This window comes from Cetobacterium sp. ZOR0034 (genome assembly GCF_000799075.1).
Lineage (GTDB): Bacteria > Fusobacteriota > Fusobacteriia > Fusobacteriales > Fusobacteriaceae > Cetobacterium_A.
On sequence record NZ_JTLI01000104.1, the window covers coordinates 1 to 19,098 of the forward strand.

21 protein-coding genes and 1 other RNA gene are annotated in these 19,098 nt (G+C 29.7%); all 22 read right to left on the reverse strand.

All coding sequences use genetic code 11. From position 1 onward, the window contains the following. Nucleotides 1-131 precede the first annotated feature (131 nt). The 22 genes from rpmA to lpxK all read right to left on the reverse strand — a co-directional run bounded on the left by rpmA (nucleotide 132) and on the right by lpxK (nucleotide 19,087). On the reverse strand, nucleotides 132-422 hold the full coding sequence (rpmA, locus tag L992_RS12450; RefSeq protein ID WP_023049937.1) for a 50S ribosomal protein L27: 291 nt from the start codon (nucleotides 420-422) through the stop codon (nucleotides 132-134). Next, nucleotides 423-758: a ribosomal-processing cysteine protease Prp gene (locus tag L992_RS12455; protein ID WP_047381506.1), complete on the reverse strand. Its 336-nt coding sequence runs from the start codon at nucleotides 756-758 to the stop codon at nucleotides 423-425. Nucleotides 759-765: 7 nt separating this feature from the next. Then, nucleotides 766-1,077 carry a 50S ribosomal protein L21 gene (gene rplU, locus L992_RS12460; protein WP_047381508.1) on the reverse strand — a complete coding sequence of 104 codons (312 nt, stop codon included), beginning with the start codon at nucleotides 1,075-1,077 and terminating at the stop codon, nucleotides 766-768. A 109-nt stretch (nucleotides 1,078-1,186) separates the two neighbouring features. Continuing rightward, entirely contained in the window at nucleotides 1,187-1,951 is a 765-nt protein-coding gene (locus L992_RS12465) for a toxin-antitoxin system YwqK family antitoxin (RefSeq protein ID WP_047381509.1), read from the reverse strand. Nucleotides 1,952-2,030: 79 nt separating this feature from the next. Further along, nucleotides 2,031-2,368, reverse strand: an RNA gene (gene rnpB / locus L992_RS13250) — RNase P RNA component class A. After that, the gene (locus tag L992_RS13235; RefSeq protein ID WP_052191659.1) at nucleotides 2,365-2,928 is read right to left on the reverse strand and encodes a hypothetical protein; all 564 of its coding nucleotides are present in this window, start codon (nucleotides 2,926-2,928) and stop codon (nucleotides 2,365-2,367) included. The genes rnpB and L992_RS13235 overlap by 4 nt, the downstream gene beginning before the upstream one ends. Nucleotides 2,929-2,941: 13 nt before the next feature. After that, a complete protein-coding gene (locus tag L992_RS12475; RefSeq protein WP_047381510.1) occupies nucleotides 2,942-3,730 on the reverse strand; it encodes a Nif3-like dinuclear metal center hexameric protein in 789 nt (262 codons plus the stop codon). After that, nucleotides 3,727-4,563 (reverse strand): sigma-70 family RNA polymerase sigma factor, encoded by an 837-nt coding sequence (locus tag L992_RS12480; RefSeq protein WP_047381511.1) that lies wholly within the window; start codon nucleotides 4,561-4,563, stop codon nucleotides 3,727-3,729. Before L992_RS12480 ends, L992_RS12475 begins: the two co-directional genes overlap by 4 nt. Nucleotides 4,564-4,618: 55 nt before the next feature. Next, on the reverse strand, nucleotides 4,619-5,854 hold the full coding sequence (gene rpoD, locus L992_RS12485) for an RNA polymerase sigma factor RpoD (protein ID WP_047384302.1): 1,236 nt from the start codon (nucleotides 5,852-5,854) through the stop codon (nucleotides 4,619-4,621). Between the two features lie 43 nt (nucleotides 5,855-5,897). Next, nucleotides 5,898-7,679, reverse strand: coding sequence for a DNA primase (gene dnaG, locus L992_RS12490; protein ID WP_047384300.1), 1,782 nt, complete (start codon nucleotides 7,677-7,679; stop codon nucleotides 5,898-5,900). Between the two features lie 155 nt (nucleotides 7,680-7,834). Beyond that, entirely contained in the window at nucleotides 7,835-9,583 is a 1,749-nt protein-coding gene (locus L992_RS12495; protein WP_047396625.1) for a peptidylprolyl isomerase, read from the reverse strand. Between the two features lie 31 nt (nucleotides 9,584-9,614). Then, nucleotides 9,615-11,000, reverse strand: coding sequence for a sigma-54 dependent transcriptional regulator (locus tag L992_RS12500; protein WP_047384297.1), 1,386 nt, complete (start codon nucleotides 10,998-11,000; stop codon nucleotides 9,615-9,617). A 159-nt stretch (nucleotides 11,001-11,159) separates the two neighbouring features. Then, nucleotides 11,160-11,768, reverse strand: a complete 609-nt coding sequence (locus L992_RS13240) for a TetR/AcrR family transcriptional regulator (protein WP_052191829.1) — start codon at nucleotides 11,766-11,768, stop codon at nucleotides 11,160-11,162. A 22-nt stretch (nucleotides 11,769-11,790) separates the two neighbouring features. Beyond that, nucleotides 11,791-12,819 (reverse strand): RIP metalloprotease, encoded by a 1,029-nt coding sequence (locus L992_RS12510; RefSeq protein WP_047384295.1) that lies wholly within the window; start codon nucleotides 12,817-12,819, stop codon nucleotides 11,791-11,793. An 11-nt stretch (nucleotides 12,820-12,830) separates the two neighbouring features. After that, entirely contained in the window at nucleotides 12,831-13,517 is a 687-nt protein-coding gene (locus L992_RS12515) for a deoxynucleoside kinase (protein ID WP_047384293.1), read from the reverse strand. Further along, nucleotides 13,504-14,658 (reverse strand): 1-deoxy-D-xylulose-5-phosphate reductoisomerase, encoded by a 1,155-nt coding sequence (gene dxr, locus L992_RS12520; RefSeq protein ID WP_047384291.1) that lies wholly within the window; start codon nucleotides 14,656-14,658, stop codon nucleotides 13,504-13,506. The genes L992_RS12515 and dxr overlap by 14 nt, the downstream gene beginning before the upstream one ends. A 68-nt stretch (nucleotides 14,659-14,726) precedes the next feature. After that, nucleotides 14,727-15,539 carry a phosphatidate cytidylyltransferase gene (locus tag L992_RS12525; RefSeq protein WP_047384289.1) on the reverse strand — a complete coding sequence of 271 codons (813 nt, stop codon included), beginning with the start codon at nucleotides 15,537-15,539 and terminating at the stop codon, nucleotides 14,727-14,729. Further along, the gene (locus L992_RS12530) at nucleotides 15,540-16,226 is read right to left on the reverse strand and encodes an isoprenyl transferase (RefSeq protein WP_047396627.1); all 687 of its coding nucleotides are present in this window, start codon (nucleotides 16,224-16,226) and stop codon (nucleotides 15,540-15,542) included. It abuts the gene before it with no gap. A gap of 111 nt (nucleotides 16,227-16,337) precedes the next feature. Further along, the gene (gene nadD / locus L992_RS12535) at nucleotides 16,338-16,904 is read right to left on the reverse strand and encodes a nicotinate (nicotinamide) nucleotide adenylyltransferase (protein ID WP_047384286.1); all 567 of its coding nucleotides are present in this window, start codon (nucleotides 16,902-16,904) and stop codon (nucleotides 16,338-16,340) included. Beyond that, a complete protein-coding gene (locus tag L992_RS12540) occupies nucleotides 16,905-17,357 on the reverse strand; it encodes a PTS sugar transporter subunit IIA (RefSeq protein ID WP_047384284.1) in 453 nt (150 codons plus the stop codon). A gap of 13 nt (nucleotides 17,358-17,370) precedes the next feature. Continuing rightward, nucleotides 17,371-18,081 carry a hypothetical protein gene (locus tag L992_RS13245; protein WP_052191828.1) on the reverse strand — a complete coding sequence of 237 codons (711 nt, stop codon included), beginning with the start codon at nucleotides 18,079-18,081 and terminating at the stop codon, nucleotides 17,371-17,373. Then, nucleotides 18,071-19,087 carry a tetraacyldisaccharide 4'-kinase gene (gene lpxK, locus L992_RS12550; RefSeq protein WP_047384283.1) on the reverse strand — a complete coding sequence of 339 codons (1,017 nt, stop codon included), beginning with the start codon at nucleotides 19,085-19,087 and terminating at the stop codon, nucleotides 18,071-18,073. Before lpxK ends, L992_RS13245 begins: the two co-directional genes overlap by 11 nt. Nucleotides 19,088-19,098 lie beyond the last annotated feature (11 nt).

Below are 19,098 nucleotides of genomic sequence, written 5' to 3' on the forward strand. Positions count from 1 at the left end.
ATCTAACGATATAGAAATCTCCTATTATTTAGCTATTTTTTATTTTTTGTAATCTACCAGCTGAGTAGTTACTAAAATATTTGGATATGAAAAAAAGAAGAGATTAAAAAAATCTCTTCTTTAAAAGAATCTTAGTTAGCTTTTTCAGCGTAAACTGAAACTTGCTTCTTGTCTCTTCCTAATCTCTCGAACTTTACGTATCCATCGATTAATGCGAATAGAGTATGATCTTTTCCACATCCCATGTTGTTTCCAGCGTGGAATTTGTTTCCTCTTTGTCTAACGATGATGTTTCCAGCTTTTACAACCTCTCCATCATACTTTTTAACTCCAAGGTAATTTGGATTAGAATCTCTTCCGTTCTTAACAGAACCTTGTCCTTTTTTCTTCGCAAATAATTGTATATTTAATGTAAATAGCATCTAAATTTCCTCCTTCTCTACAAGCTTTATGTGTTTAGGATAACCCTTAGATAGTTCTTTCAACATTAATACCATTGTATCTAATAATACATGAACTTCCTTTTCCTTATGAGAAAAATCCATTCCTCTCATATCAACGTCTAAGTACCCATCAGAGTCAATTTCGAATTTTGGAGTAATATCCAAAATCTCTTGCAATCCTCCTAAAGGAAACTGCATCGCCATCGAAATAGCTGCACAAACAATATCTTGTCCGTACTCTGCATATTCTGCATGACCATTGGCTCTGTATCTAACTACTTTGCCACTTTTTTTAAATACTTCAATCTTTGTCATAAATTAATTATGCGTTGATTGCTGTAACTTTGATCTCAGTGAAAAGTTGTCTGTGACCTTTCTTTCTGTGATATCCAGTTTTTGGCTTGTATTTGAAGTTAACAACTTTTGCTCCTTTACCTTGAGCTACAACCTCTGCTACTACTTTAGCACCTTCAACAACAGGAGTTCCAACTTTAACCTCTCCATTGTTTGATACTAAAAGAACATCCGTTAATTCTACAGTTGTGTTAACTTCAGCATTTAGTTTTTCAACTCTTAATACTTCACCTACTGCAACTTTGTACTGTTTTCCTCCAGTTTTTATAACTGCGTACATTCTAACACCTCCAAAAGTATAAAGATCGCTAGATTCGGTTGCTGACGACCTTATCCAAGCTTAATCTACTGTATATATTATCATTTTTTTTATTATTTGTCAACTTATTTTATTTATGCCATTCTTGTGAAGTTGGCGAACCATTTCTAAAGATAGTAACTTTTTCTAACTCACCTTTTTGTGTGAAATATCTCCATTCACCATTTGCTAAGCCATTTGCAAGTCTTCCTTTTTCTCTAACTTGTCCATTATCCCAATAAGCTACCCATTCACCATTTCCACCTTTAAAGTCCTCTTGATAAACCATTTTACCTTTATTATCATACCAACTCATCGGTCCTGACACTCTTCCACCTGAATAAGTTATCTTCGAACGAATATTCCCGTTATTTCTGTAATAAGTTTCTTGGACTCCACTTTTCACTCCATCTACATATGGTTCTTTCATTCCTACTCTTCCTGCTTCTGAATACCAAATTTTATATCCATCCAATTTACCATCTTTGTACTCTTCAACATAGTGTTTATGAACACCTACTACCGCTGCAAATGATCCCGTAAACGGTGTTGTTGAAGAACCATTATATACCAATTTATTTCTTACTTGTTTTTTCGATATATTAACTTGATCTACTCCATTTAATTTTACTTCTGTTATTGCATTTTCAGCTAACGATACATTTTGACCTGTATGAATTATATCTGTTTGAGGTATAAAATCACCCTCAGATATTGTAGAAATAGTTACATCATAAGCTTCTTTAGGAACCGTTGGTAACAATATACGCTCCTCTTCACTTTGTCTTTTCTCTAAAGGAGTACATCCAATTAATGTTAATAATATTACACCTACTACAAGTTTCATTTTTTTCATATTATACTTCTCCTAATAAGATTTTTTATAAAAAATAAAGCCAAGGAATTTTTTAAAATTTCTTGACTCTTTCTTCTTTTTTAATAGGCATTAAGTAAGCCGGGTTTTGTATTTGTTAATCATTTATCTAGAGCTATAATTGCTTATAGCTTCAAGCAACTTACCCTGAGAGAGGACGAGCAACCCCTATTTCTCTCCTATTTAGTCTTGCTCCAAAGGGGGTTTACCTAGCTTCTTTAGTCTCCTAAAGAACTGGTGGTCTCTTACACCACCTTTTCACCCTTACTACATAAAGTAGCGGTCTATTTTCTGTGGCACTTTCCTTAAAGTTTCCTTTAGTAGCCGTTAGCTACCCTTTTGCTCTATGGAGCCCGGACTTTCCTCTTGCTAATGCAAGCGATTAACCCTAATACCTATTTTTTATTAAACTTATATTTTTTCTTTTTTCTTTTTACCTGTATTATTCTAATAGATAATAGTAAAATTGTCAATACAATTCCTAAAAATACTTTAGTACCTAATGACAACTGTTCTAATTCCTTACTATCTTCTTCGTTTTGAGATGAAGCTACAAATATCTCTTGTAAGCCTTCAACTAAATTTGTCGCTACAACAGTTTCATCTTTTTCTGCTGCAAACTCCTCTACATTTGTTAAAAGAAGTGTTAAATCAGATGAGATTTCATCAGGATTTAAATCTTGAGAGATCTTCAATTGAACTTTCAATATTCCATTTTCACTCTCTTTATTTTTTATTAAATTTATAATCACTGTTTTTTCTTGCTCTTCTGCTTCAAACCCTTCGTTTTCTTCTAACGTATTTAAATATAGTTTTTTTCCTGTTTCTTTTTGAAATGTTTCAACTAAAGTTGTTAAATTAGTTTTATTCTCTTCAGAAAAAACATTTCTATAATCATTTATTTTTCCAAGGACCAAAGTCGAAAGAAATAATGCACCTAATGTTACTTTTTTTAGCATTCCTATGTTCTCCTTACATTTTTTCAAAAACTGGGCCATCATTAAAAATTGTTATATCTATTTCAAACTCTTTTTTCAGTATATCTTCTAATAAGTTTGAAAAAACCCATTCACTTTCAAAATGTCCAATATCAATCAGACTAAAGTTTTCCTCTTTTGCATCCATGGCTTCATGATATTTTACATCTCCTGTAATTAGAACTCCCGCTCCTAATTTCTTAGCTTTTCTCCAGTACGATGCTCCAGAACCACTTACTAAAGCTATTTTTTTTATCTCTTTTTGCTCATTTGCTTTCACTACAGTTATACTATTTAACTCTAATTTTTCTTTCAATATTTCTGATATTTTTTCAAGAGATAAAGCCTCATCTAGTTTATACACTCTACCAATTCCATATTCAATTCCATTTTTTTCTAAAGGATCTAATATAACTCCATTTTTCAATTTCAATATATTTTCTCCTAAAAAATCATTTAATCCATGTTTTGAAGAATCTAGATTTGTATGCATAGAATAAACTGAAATTTTATTTTCAATTAATTTTATTATTTTTTTTCCTGTTAATGTATCACCAGTAATATTTTTTAATGGTTTAAATATCATTGGATGATGAGTTATAATTAAATTAGCTCCAACTTCAATAGCTTTATCTATGACCTTCTCAGTTAAATCTAAAGCTAAAAGTATTCCATCTATCTTAGAATCTCTTTTTCCTACCAATAATCCAACATTATCCCACTCTTCTGCTAAAGATCTTGGGAATTTTTCTTCTAAAAAATTTACAAGTTTACTTAACTTCATATTTTTAAGCTTCTTCCTCCTCCTAAAGATATTTTAGTTAAAGCCTCTTCAAATAAGTGCTCTCCCTCTCCTCTTTTTAAATCTAAAGCATTTTCTATCTCAAATAAAGATTCTCTTTTTTCTCCTACTAATCCATAGTATCTTTTAAGTATCTCTTCCTCTGTATGAGATATTTTTTTAGGAACAGATGTATAATCTAATTTTTGAAGTTCATTTATCTTCTCTTCTATAATTTCTGATCTCTCTTCCGAAGGAATAGCTTCTACTTCCTCATCCTCTTCTAATTCAGCAACTATCTCATGCTCTAAAACTTCCTCTTTTCTCTTCAAGAAGTAACCTCTATACATATGTTTCTCTGTTTCTACTCTTTCGTCAACAAATAATAGCATCTCTCTTCTAACCCATAATTTAATATATTCTAACAGCTCACCATTCGAAGGTCTATACTCATCTAAAGCTTTAATTACTCCTATGCTTCCCTCTTGAATTAAATCTAAATAGTCTATTCCAGCAATCAGATAATCAAAAGCTATATTTGCAACTTCTCTTAGATTTCCCTCTGTTAATGCATGAAGACTCTCCTCTTCGTCTAATGTTTCTAATAATCTTTCTATATCTTTCTTTTCTAACGGTTGTATATATGAAATCTCTTCTAAGTATTCACCTACAATTCCTTCTACAACATAGCTGTTATCTTCAACTTTTTCTTCTTTTCTAACATCTATACTATCTAACTCTAATTTTAATCCTGGATTCTCTTTTAAAAATTTTATAAACTCTTTATCTTCAACACAATTTGTTAATATCTCTTTTTCAAATACTTTTACTTTCATTATTTCCCCTTTACTTTATTAATATAAAATGGGGGCACTAGTCTCCCCCACATTTTTATACTTTAAAATCTTCTAATTTTTTTCTTCTACTTGGATGTCTTAATTTTCTAAGAGCTTTCACTTCTATTTGTCTGATTCTCTCTCTTGTTACTTTAAATATTTTTCCAACCTCTTCTAAAGTTTTCGGAGCACCATCATTCAATCCATATCTGAAGATTAAAACTTGCTCTTCTCTGCTACTTAAAGTTTTTAAAACATCATTTAATTGCTCTCTAAGTAAAGTTCTATTAGTTAGTTCATATGGATTTTGCATTTTGTTATCCTCTACGAAATCTCCTAACTCACTATCCTCTTCACTTCCAACTGGAGTTTCTAGAGATATAGGATCTTGATTCATTTCTTGGATACTTTTTATTTTGTCAACTTCCATACCTAATCTATCAGCTAAAACTTCTGGAGTAGCATCTTTTCCTGTTTCTTGAAGGTAAATTCTAGCTTCTTTCTTTATTTTATTTATTGTTTCAATCATATGAACTGGTATACGAATTGTTCTTCCTTGATCAGCTATCGCTCTTGTTATAGCTTGTCTAATCCACCAAGTTGCATAAGTTGAGAATTTATATCCTTTACTGTATTCAAATTTTTCTACAGCTTTCATCAATCCAATATTTCCTTCTTGAATTAAATCAAGAAGTTTTAATCCTCTATTTGTATGTTTTTTAGCAATACTTACAACTAGTCTTAAATTCGCTTCTATAAGTTGTTGTTGTGAATATTCGTCACCTTCTAAAGCTGCCTTTGCATATCCTAACTCTTCATCATGAGTTAATAGAGGTATCTGCCCAATCTCTCTTAAATACATTTTTATTGGTTCATCAACTTCCATCTCACCAGTAATGCTGAATAAATCATCATTTACTAAGTCATCTTCACTAACTTCTTCTATATCATCTGGATTGAAATCGAAATCTTCAGAATACTCTTTACCTTTTTCCTCTTCATCATCGTCATCTTCAAGTTCAACAACAGGTCTCTTTATTATTGGAGTTATAATTTTTTTTGCATCTTTTTTATCTTCTTCTTTTCTTTTTGTAACTTCTTGTTTTTTTACATCTGCTTGAGAAACAATTTTAATACCTTGTTCCGTCATTCCATTTATTAAAAACTCTATTCTTTCAGGCGGAAAATCTGAACTTAATTTGCTATTAATCTCTTCATAGCTTATTACTTTATTTTCCATTGCCTTTCTTAATAAAGCTAAAACCTTTTCATTTTTTATAAACTCCTTCATTAGTTGAAGCCTCCTCTATTGAATAAAATTATCTTTCAAAATTTTATGCATTGATATTTTTAAACTCTTGATACAATGCTCGAAGGTCATTGAACTCTATTTGCTGTTTCAATTTATCCTCTATTTTTTTCAACTGAATATGCTTTAAAAGATTTGTTCTCTCTTTTAAAGATTCTTTTAGCTCTAGTATAAACCACGACATAAAAATAATTTGGAATCCTTTTTCTACATCTAATTTATTTGAAAAATCGTCTATAGAAAGTAAGGATATATTTACCAACTCCTTCTCTTCATCTTGGGTTAAATTTCCTGTTAATATTATATCTTTTATTATATTAGTACTTTTTTGGTTGTTTTCTAATAAAAATTCAATGTATTCAAATATTTTTCTACCTAAACTACTATTGATTTTTTTATTTCTAAAATCATTAAAATACTCATTTTCAGAAAGAACTAATGCTAAAGTTAATTTCTCTAGATTACATAGACCTTTTTCGTCTAAATCTTTAGTTTCCTCTTTTTTTTCATAAGTATTTTTTACTCTTTTTTTGTTATTAACTACTAAAATCGATTTCAATATATCTATATCTATATTCAATGATTTTGATAGTTTATCCATATATAAACTTTTTTCAAGATCATTTTCTAAGCATTGGAAAAACTCTTTAAATCTATTGATGAAATTCTGCTTAGACATATGATCATCTAAACTATACTCCGCAGAGTATCTATTATATAAATAATCAAAAGCTTCTAAAGACTCTTTAACCACTTTTAAAAAAGCTTCTTTTCCAAACTTTTTTAAATAATCATCCGGATCTTTTGCGTCTTTATAAACTAATACCCTTATATTAAAGCCCTCTGATTTTAAAATCATTATTGCTCTTTCTGTTGCTTTTTGCCCAGCCTCATCCATATCAAAAGATAAAATAACATTGCTAGTATACTTTTTTAATAGCTGTCCTTGCTCTTCTGTTAAAGCTGTCCCTAGTGGTGCTAATGCAACATCAAATCCATATGAATGTGCTGATAATACATCCATATATCCTTCCATCAGTATCGAATAACTCTTCTTTTTTATATTACTTCCTTTTTGAATAAAACCATACAGATTTTTCCCTTTACTGAATATTGGTGTTTCTTGAGAGTTAATATACTTTGGAATCTCTTTACTATCTTCTAGTGATCTTCCTCCAAAAGCTATAACTTTTCCTGCTACTGAATAGATTGGAAATATTATTCTGTTTCTAAACGAATCATATATCCCTTTTTCATTCTCTTTAGCAAGACCCAAATCAAATATTTTTTGTTTTGGAAATCCTTTTATTATAAGATAATCATAAAGACCTGTCCATAAATTAGGAGCATACCCTATCTCATTATCTTTTATAAGTTTTGGATTTATTTTTCTCTTTGATAAATATTCTAAAGCATCTCTTGCTGTATTTTTAAATATCTCTTCTTTGTAATAATTATGAGCTTCTTCCATAATGTCATAATACTCTTTATTTTCATTGACTCTACTATTCCCCACTTTTTTTATTGGAATATTATATTTTTTTGCTAATTCTTCTACTGCTTCAACAAAAGATATTTTTTTATACTCTGAATAGAATTTTATAGGATTTCCACCTGCACCACAAACAAAACATTTACAAATATTTTTGCTTGGACTGACTACAAATGATGGGTTGTTGTCTTGATGAAATGGGCATAATCCTTTATAGTTAGCCCCTGTTTTTTTTAAGTCTACAACCTCTCCTACAACATCTTCAATATGTAATTGTTGTAACAATAAATCAATATCTTCTGATTTATATTTCATTAATATTCTCCCAATCTTTTAAGGTTTTATGAGTAAATAATATTTAAGAGCAAACCGCTCTATCCTAAATTATATTATATTTCTAGTAAATATGCAATTTTTTTTTAATAAAAATAAAGAAAAAGAAGGATTTTAAAAATCCTTCTTTAATTTCTTTAATTTTCTGTAGTTCTTGTGCTTAATTCTATCTCTTTTAATGCTTCTTGAGCCTTAGCATTTATATAATCAGATTTAACTTGTTCCATGAATTCTGAAAGCTCTGCTTTCTTCTCTTCTACTTGAACATCTTTTCTATAAATTATATAATCTTTTTGATCTTTTATAAATCCGATTTTATCTAATTCAGATCCATAAATTGCTTTTGCTAAATCCTCATTATATCCTAATCCTGGAATATACCCTTCTTCTGTTATTCCATCTATCTTTTCAGAGAAAACAATTCCTGCTTCATTTTTCAAATCAGCAAAAGTTATTGTTTTATTAGTTAAATCTGCCACAATTTGAGAAACTTGCTCTAATTTAGACGCCAATGTTTCTTCAGAAGGTTCAGGAATTATTAAAATATGGCTTGCTGTAACTGTTTCATCAGCATCATTTTTTTCTTGAACAAAAATCAAATGATAACCAAATTGAGTTTTTACAACTTCAGGATAAATCTCTCCTGCTTTTCCTGAGAAAGCTGCATCCTCAAACGGTTTTACCATATCTCCCTTTTTAAATGTTCCTAATGATCCTCCAGCTGGTCCACTTGGTCCATCTGAATTTTTTTTAGCCATTTCAGCAAAGTTTTTAGGAGTCAATTTCTTTAATAACTCCTCTGCCTTTACTTTTGCTACTTGATCATCAGCTTCTGTTGCTTCCACTTTTAAAATTGCTATATCAGCATCAGCACTTTTTTGTGTATCGTAGTTTAGTCTATTTTCTTCGAAAAATTCTTTTAAATCATTTTCTGTATATTTAACTTCCGATTTTAATTGAGTATAAAGCTCTTTAACAGAATTTGCAACTTGTAGATCTAAAGGTAATCCCATTTCTGGTTTTATTCCTTTTTCTTCTGAAGCTTTTAAAAGCTTTATCTCAGATTCAATTGAAGTTTTTGCTAACTCTTTTGCACCTTCAACATCCCCTTTTGTCATAGCTAAGCTATTCAAAATTCTCTTTGCATACTCTACATTTGTTACCTTAATTCCATCAAATTCAAACTCTTCTTTCTCTATATAGTTATCGAACGTTTTATCTAAATCCTCTAACTTCATCTCTGATCTTGCTTTTGACATCTCTTTAGCATAGATTTCAGAACCTTTTTGAGCTTTTAATCCCTGCTCAATTTGAGCTTGAACATTTTCTAAAGGCTGACCTTGGAACATTGTATATTTATAATCTGCATAATAATCTGCAATCTCCTCTGGAGTTATCTTTACTTCTGCTCCTATCATATCAGAAACTTTTTGTAAAATTAAGTTTTCTCTAATCTCTTTTTCTAACGTCTTTGTTGTATACCCTTGACTTAAAAGCGCATTTTTGAATTGATCCTTATCTGGGAATGCTGCTTTTATTTGATTCATTTGTTCATCTACTTCTGAACCAGAAACCTTTACTTTAAGTTTATCTCCCATACCTAATAAAAGATTTCTATTTATAACCTCATTAAATGCTATTACATTCATTGTCTCTGGATCTATTGTTGGCCCTAAATATCTTTTATAATTTTCAGACATTATTGCCATAGATCTATGAGCTTCTACCATAGTAACTTTTTTTCCATTTAATTTAAAAGCCAGTTGTGAATTTGCTGAACCGCTTTTAAATGACATAGCATAACCTGCTATTAAACTAATAAAAAAGAATACTGTTACTACCCAGATAACTGGTTTCATATTTTTTCTAAACTTTCTAATTGCCATTTTTTAACCCCTCCGAAAATTTTGTAAAATATTATTTTGTATCTAATCCGTACTTTCTTATTTTCTCATAAAGAGTTGTTCTTCCAATTCCTAAAAGCTTAGAAGTTTCCTGCTTATTCCATCTTGTTTTTTGTAATGCCATAGCTATTACAACTTTTTCAACTTCATCTAAAGCATAGATCTCTTGCTCTAATATATTTTTTAAAGGTCCTACTCCAATTACAGTTTTATTTTCAACTGTATCAGATTTCATTTTAATTTCTAAAGGTAAATCCTCTACATCAATATTTCTATCGTTACATAAAATTACCATTCTTTCAATCATGTTTTTTAACTCTCTAATATTTCCAGGGTATGAATATTCCATTAAATATTTCATAGCATCTCCAGAAATTACAGGAATCTCTCTTCTTAAATCTTTTACTATTTTATTTAAGAAATAGTTTGCTAACATAGGAATATCATCTTTTCTATCTCTTAGAGGTGGAACTTCAATTGGGAAAGCTGTTAATCTATGGTATAAATCTTTTCTGAATTTACCTTTTTCAGTTTCCTCTTTTAAATCTCTATTTGTTGAAACAATAAATCTAACATCTACTCTTCTAGATTTATTTCCTCCAACTCTTCTGAACTCTCCATATTCAATAACTCTTAAAACTTTAGATTGAGCTTTTAAATCCATAGCTGAAATCTCATCTAAGAATACAGTTCCTCCATCAGCCTCTTCTAAAATTCCCTTTTTACTTGTTGTCGCTCCTAAGAAAGCTCCTCTTTCATATCCAAATAACTCTCTTTCGATTAAATCTTCTGGTAATGAAGCACAAGAGATTGTGATGTAGTTTTCTTTTCTTCTATCACTTTTCTTAAATATCTCTTTAGCAATTAACTCTTTTCCTACTCCGTTTTCTCCAGTTATTAAAACTGTTAAATCACTTTCAGCAACCTTCTCGATTAAGTTTTTAACCTCTTTAACTCTTGCAGATTGTCCAATGATTTCATTTTCATCTTCGCTATCTGAAAGTTTCTCTTCTAATTTTCTTTTCTCTTTTACAATTTCTAAGTTTCTTAAAGCTGGTATCATTATTCTGTTCATTTCTTTTACATCTACTGGTTTTAATAAGTAGTTATAAATATCAGCTTCCTTCATTTCTTGAATTAAAGCTTCGTTTTCTTCGTCTAATAATCCGATTACAACAAAGTCCTTTCCTATTCCATTTAATTTTCTTTTTGCTTCTGAGAAGTTAAACCAAGTTAAGTATTCATCTAATAATACCACATCAAAGTCACTCTCTCTTAACATATCTAACGCATCTAACAGGTTATTAAATGTAATTATTTCATAAACTTCTGACAAAGCTTTTCTTACTTGTTTTAACGTTTCTTTTCTTTCTGAAACTACTAATATCGATTTTTTCATTTTTCCTCCTATTTTCTATTTTCGTTAACAATGTATTATAATTGATATTTTGTTATTTTTCAAGACTTTTTTGAAAATTTCTGTTCTAGATTATTTCAAAGAGTTTCACTCTAAACATTAGTTCTAATTTTTAGGCTTTTTTCCTTTTTTTTACACTACCTATTTTACTATCGATTTCAAAAACAGATTATAATACATATCTATCTCTTTATCTATGTCTAAAGTAGCATATTTTTCTACCATTTTTTTATAACTTTCTTCACTTGTTACTGAAACTCCAGTTTGTGTAATTAAAAATAACAATAATGCAGTTAAAGATGAACTTAGCATTGTTCTTATTTTTTCAATCTCATCTTTATATTCATCTTTTATATGCTCTTTATTGTTTGCTAAAAACTCGCTAAAAATTATATCTCTTTTCATATATTCATCATAAGTTAAGTTTATCTCTCCGTTTTCATATATTTTTGCGAATAAAAACAGATTATATCTATCATCTCTTAAACTTAATCTTCTTCTTACTATCATTTTTAGTTTATCTTCAAAAGGTATATCTAAATCTCCAACCTCTTTTAAAAATTCTCTTCTGCTTATTACAGAGTTATCCATTATCTCCTGTAACAACTCCTCTTTACTCTTAAAATAGTAATAGAAACCTCCTTTGGCCATTTCTAAAACATTTGCTATATCCTCTATCTTCGTATTTCTTATTCCATTTGCTGCAAATAAAATTGTTGCAGTTCTTTTTATACGATCTCTTTTAGTCACAATACCACATCCTTATTTTTAATTAAATTTTAAAAATATTAAATAAATCATTAGCAGTTGCAAATATTATAAGACCAAACAACAGTAACATTCCTGCTGTATGAACTCTTTCTTCTAGCTTTTTATCAACTTTTATTCCTACTAACTCTAAAATTACAAATATTATTCTTCCACCATCTAAAGCAGGGAATGGTAATAAATTAAATATACCTACATTTACAGATAAAATAGCTAGCAACCACACCAGTATTCCAGAACTTTGACTTCTACTAGCATCTCCCACAACTTTTACTATCCCTACAGGTCCACTTATATCTTTCGCTTTTACCTTTCCTGTTAAAAGCATCTTTACTCCACCTAAAGTATCTTCAAAGACACCTACAAATATTTTTGAAGCTTGCTTCACTCCTTCAACTACTCCAAATTTTTCAAAAGTATACTCTGGAATTATCCCCATTATAGGAGCTCTTTCATCACTTACTTTTGTTAAAGGAACTTGAAGATCTAAATCTTTTCCATCTCTTTCTACAACAATATCTAAAATGTCCTTAGTTGCAGAATCTTTTGAAACGGTTTCACCTATATCACTCCATGTAACTATCTTTACACCTTCAATCTCTTTTATTACATCTTTCTCTTTTAAAACAGTTGAAGCTTTAACATCTTTTATTATACTTCCTACTACAGGATTTGTATTTTGAACTCCCTTACCTGAAGCAAATGTAACTCCTAGTATAACTAAAAATGCTAACATAAAGTTCATAAATACACCCGCAAACAAAACTGTAAATCTTGCAAGAGGGGATTTACTATTAAATCCATTTTCAACTTTACTATCTACTTCCATACCATCTATATTTACAAAACCACCAATTGGTATTATTCTCACCGAATATAATGTTCTTCCTGTGTAGTAAGAATATAGTTCTGGTCCCATTCCTATTGCAAACTCTGAAACAGGCATTCTAAAAAATCTAGCCGCTAAAAAATGTCCTAACTCATGTATAAAAATTATAACTCCTAGTAGCAGTAGCGCTATCAATATATCCATTCTTCCTCCTGTTATAAAGTTTTCATTACAAGATTATATATCTCATCTGAAATCTCTTCAATTGTTTTAAGTCTTCCATCTTCAACACATTTTATCTCTAACCAAGAATATTTTTTCGAAATTTCACAAGCATTTGAATGAGATTTTTTTAAATAATCCGCATCTTTTTCATGAATATCTTTTTTTGCTTCTCCGGTAATTTTATTTTTTCTCTGAGCCATCAATTTTTCAGCCGTCTCAGTAGGCATATTTAAAAATATAACTAAATCTGGTTTTGGAATCCCCATTTTATTATACTCTAAATCTTCTAACCAATCCAAATATGAATTTTTCTCTTTTTCATCATCTATTTTCGAAGCCTGATGAACCATATTTGACGTTGTATATCTATCTGTTACAATCACTCCACCTTCATTGTAAAAAATACCCCAATCTTTTTTGAATGACGCATATCTATCTATAGCGTACATCGTTGAAGCTGGATACGGATTAACAGCTGTTGCATCCATTCCAAATTCTCCTGCTAAATACATTTTTACCGGTGCACAAGCTGGACTTTCATAGTTAGGAAACGATATCTTTCTAATTTTTTCAATTTTCTCTGATAATCTCTCAAATAAAAGAGCTGTTTGAGTCTCTTTTCCACTTGAGTCTGTTCCCTCTATTACTATTAATTTTCCTTTTTTAATATTTTGCATAATTATTATAAACCCACTTTCTTGTTTCTTTATCTGTCTCTTTTATAACCTCTAAAGAGTCCACCTCTTTAACTTGATGTTCTTGCATAGCTCTCTCTATTATCTCATAAATTTCTAAAAACTTAATTTGTCCTTTTAAAAACAGCTCTACAGCAACTTCATTTGCTGAATTGAAAACACAAGGCATTGTTTTTCCTACTCTACCAGCTTTAAAAGCTAAGTCTACTCCTTTAAAGACATCACTATCTACTTCATCAAATGTCAACTCTTTTAATCTTTTCAAATTCAATCTCTCTAACTCAGAACTCTCCTCTCTTTTTGGATAAGTAAAAGCATATTGAATTGGTAACTTCATATCAGGAACACCAATCTGAGCTATTATTGAACTATCTTTAAATTCAACCATCGAATGAATTATACTTTGTGGATGTACTAGAACTTCAATATTATCATAATCTATATTAAATAACATATGAGCCTCAATTACCTCTAACCCTTTATTTATTAAAGTTGATGAATCTATTGTTATCTTTCTTCCCATAGACCAATTAGGATGTTTTAAAGCTTGTTCTACTGTTACCTCTTTTAAATCCTCTAATTTTTTCCCTCTAAATGTTCCACCACTCGCAGTTATAATCAAAGTTTTTACTTCATCTTTAGAACTTCCTTGCATACTTTGGAAAAGTGCTGAATGCTCACTGTCAACAGGTATAATCTCAGCTTTCGGATATTTTTTTAAAAGGTTATTTATATATTCTCCAGCTGCAACCATTGTTTCTTTATTTGCAAGAGCTATTCTCTTCTCTTTTTTTATAGCTTCTACAGTTGCTTCAATTCCTATTGCACCACTTATTGCTGTTAAAACTATGTCTGCTTCATCTAAAGCTCCCATACTTTTTAATCCATCATCTCCAAAATAGATTACCTTTTTAGGGTACATCTCTTTCAACTCTTCAGCTTTATTTTTATCTCCAATACATATATATTTAGGGTCAAACTTCTCAATCTGCTCCTTTAACAACTCAAAATTAGAATACCCTGATATTCCTAAAACTTTAAACTCTTCATTTTTTGCTGCTATAACTTTCAAAGCGTTTGTTCCAATACTTCCCGTAGAACCTAAAATAGTTATATTTTTCATACTCTACTCCTCTTAAATTGTGTATTCTCTAAAAAAATGGTAGCTTTTTTTACAAGCTACCCTATTTTTTAAATAAGTTTTAATAAATAATATACAGTTGGAACTACAAATAGCATACTGTCAAATCTATCTAATATTCCTCCATGTTCTCCTAACAGCTTACCTGAGTCTTTAACTTTGAATTCTCTTTTAAACATAGACTCTCCTAAGTCACCTATTTGAGCTACTATACTTATTAAAAATCCAACTACTAAAACAACTGCTGTACTAACTTCAGTATCAAAAATGTTGAAATATCTATTTATTAAATAGATTGCTAACATTGTAAAAGTAATCCCACCTATAGATCCCTCTATAGATTTTTTAGGACTTATCGAACTGAATCCTTTTTTAAATATCTTTCTTCCAATACCCATTCCTACAAAATAAGCAAATGAATCACAAACCCAAACTAAAATTTGAATCGTTAAAAGCCATTTACCTCCATTAGGAAGATAATTCATCAATAATAAATGCGAAAATAATCCAGAAACATAAACTACTCCTAAAAGTGTTATCCCTATGTCTCTACTTGAATTTTCAACTTTATTTTGTAAAACTTTTTTTCCGATTAATACTATAGTGAGAATTGTTATTGGCATAAGTATCAATGTTGTATCAGTTACGTTTGAAAAATAAATAATATTTGGAACTGCCAATCCAGCTAAATAGCCTAGATTTACATCAGCTTTTTTTCCACCAATTTCTGCCATTTTATAAAATTCAAATAATCCTACTAAAATAACAAAATTTACAAATAATAATAGTAAAAACCCTCCTTTTAACAATATTGTCATTAAAAGTGGTATCCCTATTAAAGCTACTAATATTCTATTCAACATCTATTTTACTCCTCCAAAACGCCTATCTCTTTTTTGATAACTTTCTATTGCTTTTATCAACTCAGCTTTATCAAAGTCTGGCCAATAAGTATCTGTTACATATATTTCAGAATAGGCTATCTGCCACAATAAAAAATTAGAAATTCTTATCTCTCCACTTGTTCTTATTAATAACTCTGGATCTGGTAATTGATTGTATAAATATTTTTCTACAGTTTCTTCTGTTATATTTTCCTCTTTATTTTCTACAATTTTTTTTATAGCATCAACTAATTCAGCTCTTCCTCCATAGTTAAACGCTATATTCAAAGTTATTCCCGTATTTCCTTTCGTTGCTTCCTCTAGTTTTTTAATCTCATTTAGAAGGTCTTCACTAACTCCCTCTTTTCTTCCAGAAACTAAAAATTTTACATTATTTTTCATCAATAACTTCTTTTCATTTCTTAAATAAGTTTTAAAAAGAAACATCAATGTATCAACTTCCTCTTTAGCTCTTTTCCAATTTTCAGTAGAAAAAGCATAAACTGTCAAATACTTTACTCCTAACTCACCACAAGAAGTTAGTATTTTTCTTAGTGTATCCGCTCCAGCTTTATGTCCATATGTTCTAGGCATCCCCTTGGCTTTTGCCCAACGACCATTTCCGTCCATAATAATTGCTATGTGATTTGGTACTAATAAATTCATCTTTTATCTCCTCTCAATAAATCACTAAATTTTACCATATTTAGAACATTTTTTCCATAAAAAAAATGGCCTTTAAGTGAACAAAAGAGGTAGTTTTTATGCTACCTCTTTTTACTTATTATATAATTTATTATTTTTTATAAATCTCTCTACTTTTGAAGGAACCATACAAGCTATTGTTTTACCTTCCTTTATAGCATCTCTTACCTCTGTTGACGAAAAATTGAAAAACTTATTTTTTATATGTATAATATTTGAATTTTTCAATGTCGTTTCATATCCTTTTCTTTGAAGAATTACAACTTTCGACAACTTTAAAATCTCTTCATAATTTTTCCATTTTTGAAAATATGCACCTGAATCTTCACCAATAATTTCAAAGTACTCACAATCAGGATATAGCTCCATAACTTTTAATAGCGTATCATAAGTATAACAAACCTCATCAGAAGAGATTTCAATATCTGATACCTCTATTTTTCTTTCATTTTCAAAAGCTAGTCTACACATCTCTAATCTTAATTTTCCATCTAACAATAGATTCTCTCTATGTGATGGATTTCCTACAGGAATTATCAATAATTTGTCTAATTTTAATTCTTCTAACACAAGTTTAGCTATATAAACATGTCCATTATGAATAGGATTAAAGCTCCCACCATATATGCCTACCTTCATCTATCCAATCTCCGCAATAGCTTCGATTAAACACTCTGTTGTAGTGCTATCTAATATGCTTTCTCTTGTTTTTTTATCTCTGAAAATACGAGATAATGATGATAGTAGTTCTAGATATTTTTTACTCTCTCCCTTTGGAGCTCCAACCAATATCACTATTTTTACTTTTTCATTATCTAAAGAGTTAAAGTCCACAGGCTGTTTCAATAATCCGACAGCTACAACAATATCTTTTACTGCTTCTGTTCTAGCATGAGGAATTGCAACTCCCATTCCTATTCCTGTTGTTCCGACTTTCTCTCTTTCTAAAACCTCTTCATAAAATTTATCTCTATCTAATATAAACTCACTGTTTTCAGCCATATTAAATACTAATTTTCTTAGTATTTCATCTTTTGAAACAGATTTATTGTCTAAAATGTTAATCATTTTTATATTAAAATAATTTAACACCTGTTGCCCCCTTTTAAAGTTTTATACTTTTTAAAATCTCTTTTTCTACTTCTGAATAGTTTTTAAACTTAATCTTTCTAGAGCTTTCATTTAAAACTCCAATATATTTTTTAGCATTAGTATATTCATAACTTTCTAAAACTTTTTTATACGCAACTAAAGCTAACGAATCCTCTTGAATAGTTTCTAAAGCCTCTTTTTCCTCTACATTTTCTAAAAGGTGAAGGTCATATCTTTGTTTTGTAAAATAACTTATTACCAAATATCCTAACTCATCAATCCAACCAAGAGTATTTAGAATCTCTTTCATCGATAATGCCATCAATGCTTTCATTGATGATGGGTTATCCATTAATGCTAAATTAAATAGTGTTTTCAAAAACTCCTCTTTATCTCTTAAAGCCAGTTCCTTTGCATATCTTTTAGAGAATTCTATCTCTCCTTTTACCACTAACTTAACAAGATTTTCCTTTAATTTATCCACAGATAGATTTGATAATCTTTCTATTTTCTTCTCTTTTTCTCTCTCAACTTTATTACACTCTTTTTCTAAAGTCATATTGAAAACTTCATCATTTTGACAAAACACCATTGCCGGTATTGTCAAATTCATATCTTTTCTTTTTATAACTCCTTCAGCATCAACTGTTAAATATGCTCTTTTATCAAGAATCTCTGCATTTTCAATAACTCTTGCAACTCTTTCTTGTATTTTATTTTTCATTACTTTCACCAAATCCTTCTAAACTATTATCTTCTAACATTGTGAACTCTATTTTAAGAACAAATAAATTGTCTATATTTAAGTCCTTTGGTATTTTTACCAAATCTTTTTCTGTTGTTATTATAAAATCTGCATCCATAGCTGCTGCTCTTCTTTTTATAACATCAAAGTCTTTCTCTTTAAAATCATGGTGATCCATGAAATCAACTCTTTCAATATATTCCGGATTTAAAGAGATTACTGTCTTTTCAAAATTAAGTGGGTTTGCTAATCCTGAGAAAAGTAAAACTCTTTTTCCAGCTACCCAAAATAATGGTTTTGCATTCCCTTTCACATCGCATAGTGATGTTACACCATGCTTTGCTACTGAAACTGGTTTTTTAAATTTAACTTTTAAAAATCTTTTTATTGTTTCTAATTCACTCTCTGATATCAAATCTGATTTTGTTATTATAAACTCACTAGCTCTATCTCCACCCGTTTGAAAATCTTCTCTTAAAGTTCCTTTAGGTAATAAAGCTCCCCAACCAAATGGATTAGTTGCATCAATTAGTACTATATCTCTATCTCTTTTTAATTTTCTATGTTGAAAACCATCATCTAATATAATTGTATCTACGCCAAATTTTTCAACTGCCAATTTGCAAGCTGTGTATCTATCTCTTCCAACTATAACAGGAACTTTTAAATTCAAAGCATGGATATATGGTTCATCTCCACTCTCTTTTGAACTTACTAAAATTTTCTTCCCATCACTTACTATTAGTGGATCAACCTTTCTTTTCCCTCTATATCCCCTTGATACTATCGCAACTTTCCTCTCCATTTTCAGAAGTTTCTTTGCAAAGAATTGAACTGCTGGAGTTTTCCCAGTACCTCCAACAGTTATATTTCCTATGCATAAAATATCAACATCTGGTATCTCATTTATTTTAAGATACCTTTTATCGTAAAGCCAATTTCGTATTGAGGTTATTAAAAAATATATATACGATAAAAGTCTCATTTTTTCCTCTC

Bases quoted from the DNA above. Each gene is read 5' to 3' on its own strand.
- rpmA (WP_023049937.1), bottom strand. From the start codon at position 422: ATGCTATTTACATTAAATATACAATTATTTGCGAAGAAAAAAGGACAA.
- L992_RS12455 (WP_047381506.1), bottom strand. From the start codon at position 758: ATGACAAAGATTGAAGTATTTAAAAAAAGTGGCAAAGTAGTTAGATAC.
- rplU (WP_047381508.1), bottom strand. From the start codon at position 1,077: ATGTACGCAGTTATAAAAACTGGAGGAAAACAGTACAAAGTTGCAGTA.
- L992_RS12465 (WP_047381509.1), bottom strand. From the start codon at position 1,951: ATGAAAAAAATGAAACTTGTAGTAGGTGTAATATTATTAACATTAATT.
- L992_RS13235 (WP_052191659.1), bottom strand. From the start codon at position 2,928: ATGCTAAAAAAAGTAACATTAGGTGCATTATTTCTTTCGACTTTGGTC.
- L992_RS12475 (WP_047381510.1), bottom strand. From the start codon at position 3,730: ATGAAGTTAAGTAAACTTGTAAATTTTTTAGAAGAAAAATTCCCAAGA.
- L992_RS12480 (WP_047381511.1), bottom strand. From the start codon at position 4,563: ATGAAAGTAAAAGTATTTGAAAAAGAGATATTAACAAATTGTGTTGAA.
- rpoD (WP_047384302.1), bottom strand. From the start codon at position 5,854: ATGAAGGAGTTTATAAAAAATGAAAAGGTTTTAGCTTTATTAAGAAAG.
- dnaG (WP_047384300.1), bottom strand. From the start codon at position 7,679: ATGAAATATAAATCAGAAGATATTGATTTATTGTTACAACAATTACAT.
- L992_RS12495 (WP_047396625.1), bottom strand. From the start codon at position 9,583: ATGGCAATTAGAAAGTTTAGAAAAAATATGAAACCAGTTATCTGGGTA.
- L992_RS12500 (WP_047384297.1), bottom strand. From the start codon at position 11,000: ATGAAAAAATCGATATTAGTAGTTTCAGAAAGAAAAGAAACGTTAAAA.
- L992_RS12510 (WP_047384295.1), bottom strand. From the start codon at position 12,819: ATGGATATATTGATAGCGCTACTGCTACTAGGAGTTATAATTTTTATA.
- L992_RS12515 (WP_047384293.1), bottom strand. From the start codon at position 13,517: ATGCAAAATATTAAAAAAGGAAAATTAATAGTAATAGAGGGAACAGAC.
- dxr (WP_047384291.1), bottom strand. From the start codon at position 14,658: ATGAAAAATATAACTATTTTAGGTTCTACGGGAAGTATTGGAACAAAC.
- L992_RS12525 (WP_047384289.1), bottom strand. From the start codon at position 15,539: ATGTTGAATAGAATATTAGTAGCTTTAATAGGGATACCACTTTTAATG.
- L992_RS12530 (WP_047396627.1), bottom strand. From the start codon at position 16,226: ATGAATTTATTAGTACCAAATCACATAGCAATTATTATGGACGGAAAT.
- nadD (WP_047384286.1), bottom strand. From the start codon at position 16,904: ATGAAGGTAGGCATATATGGTGGGAGCTTTAATCCTATTCATAATGGA.
- L992_RS13245 (WP_052191828.1), bottom strand. From the start codon at position 18,081: ATGAAAAATAAAATACAAGAAAGAGTTGCAAGAGTTATTGAAAATGCA.
- lpxK (WP_047384283.1), bottom strand. From the start codon at position 19,087: ATGAGACTTTTATCGTATATATATTTTTTAATAACCTCAATACGAAAT.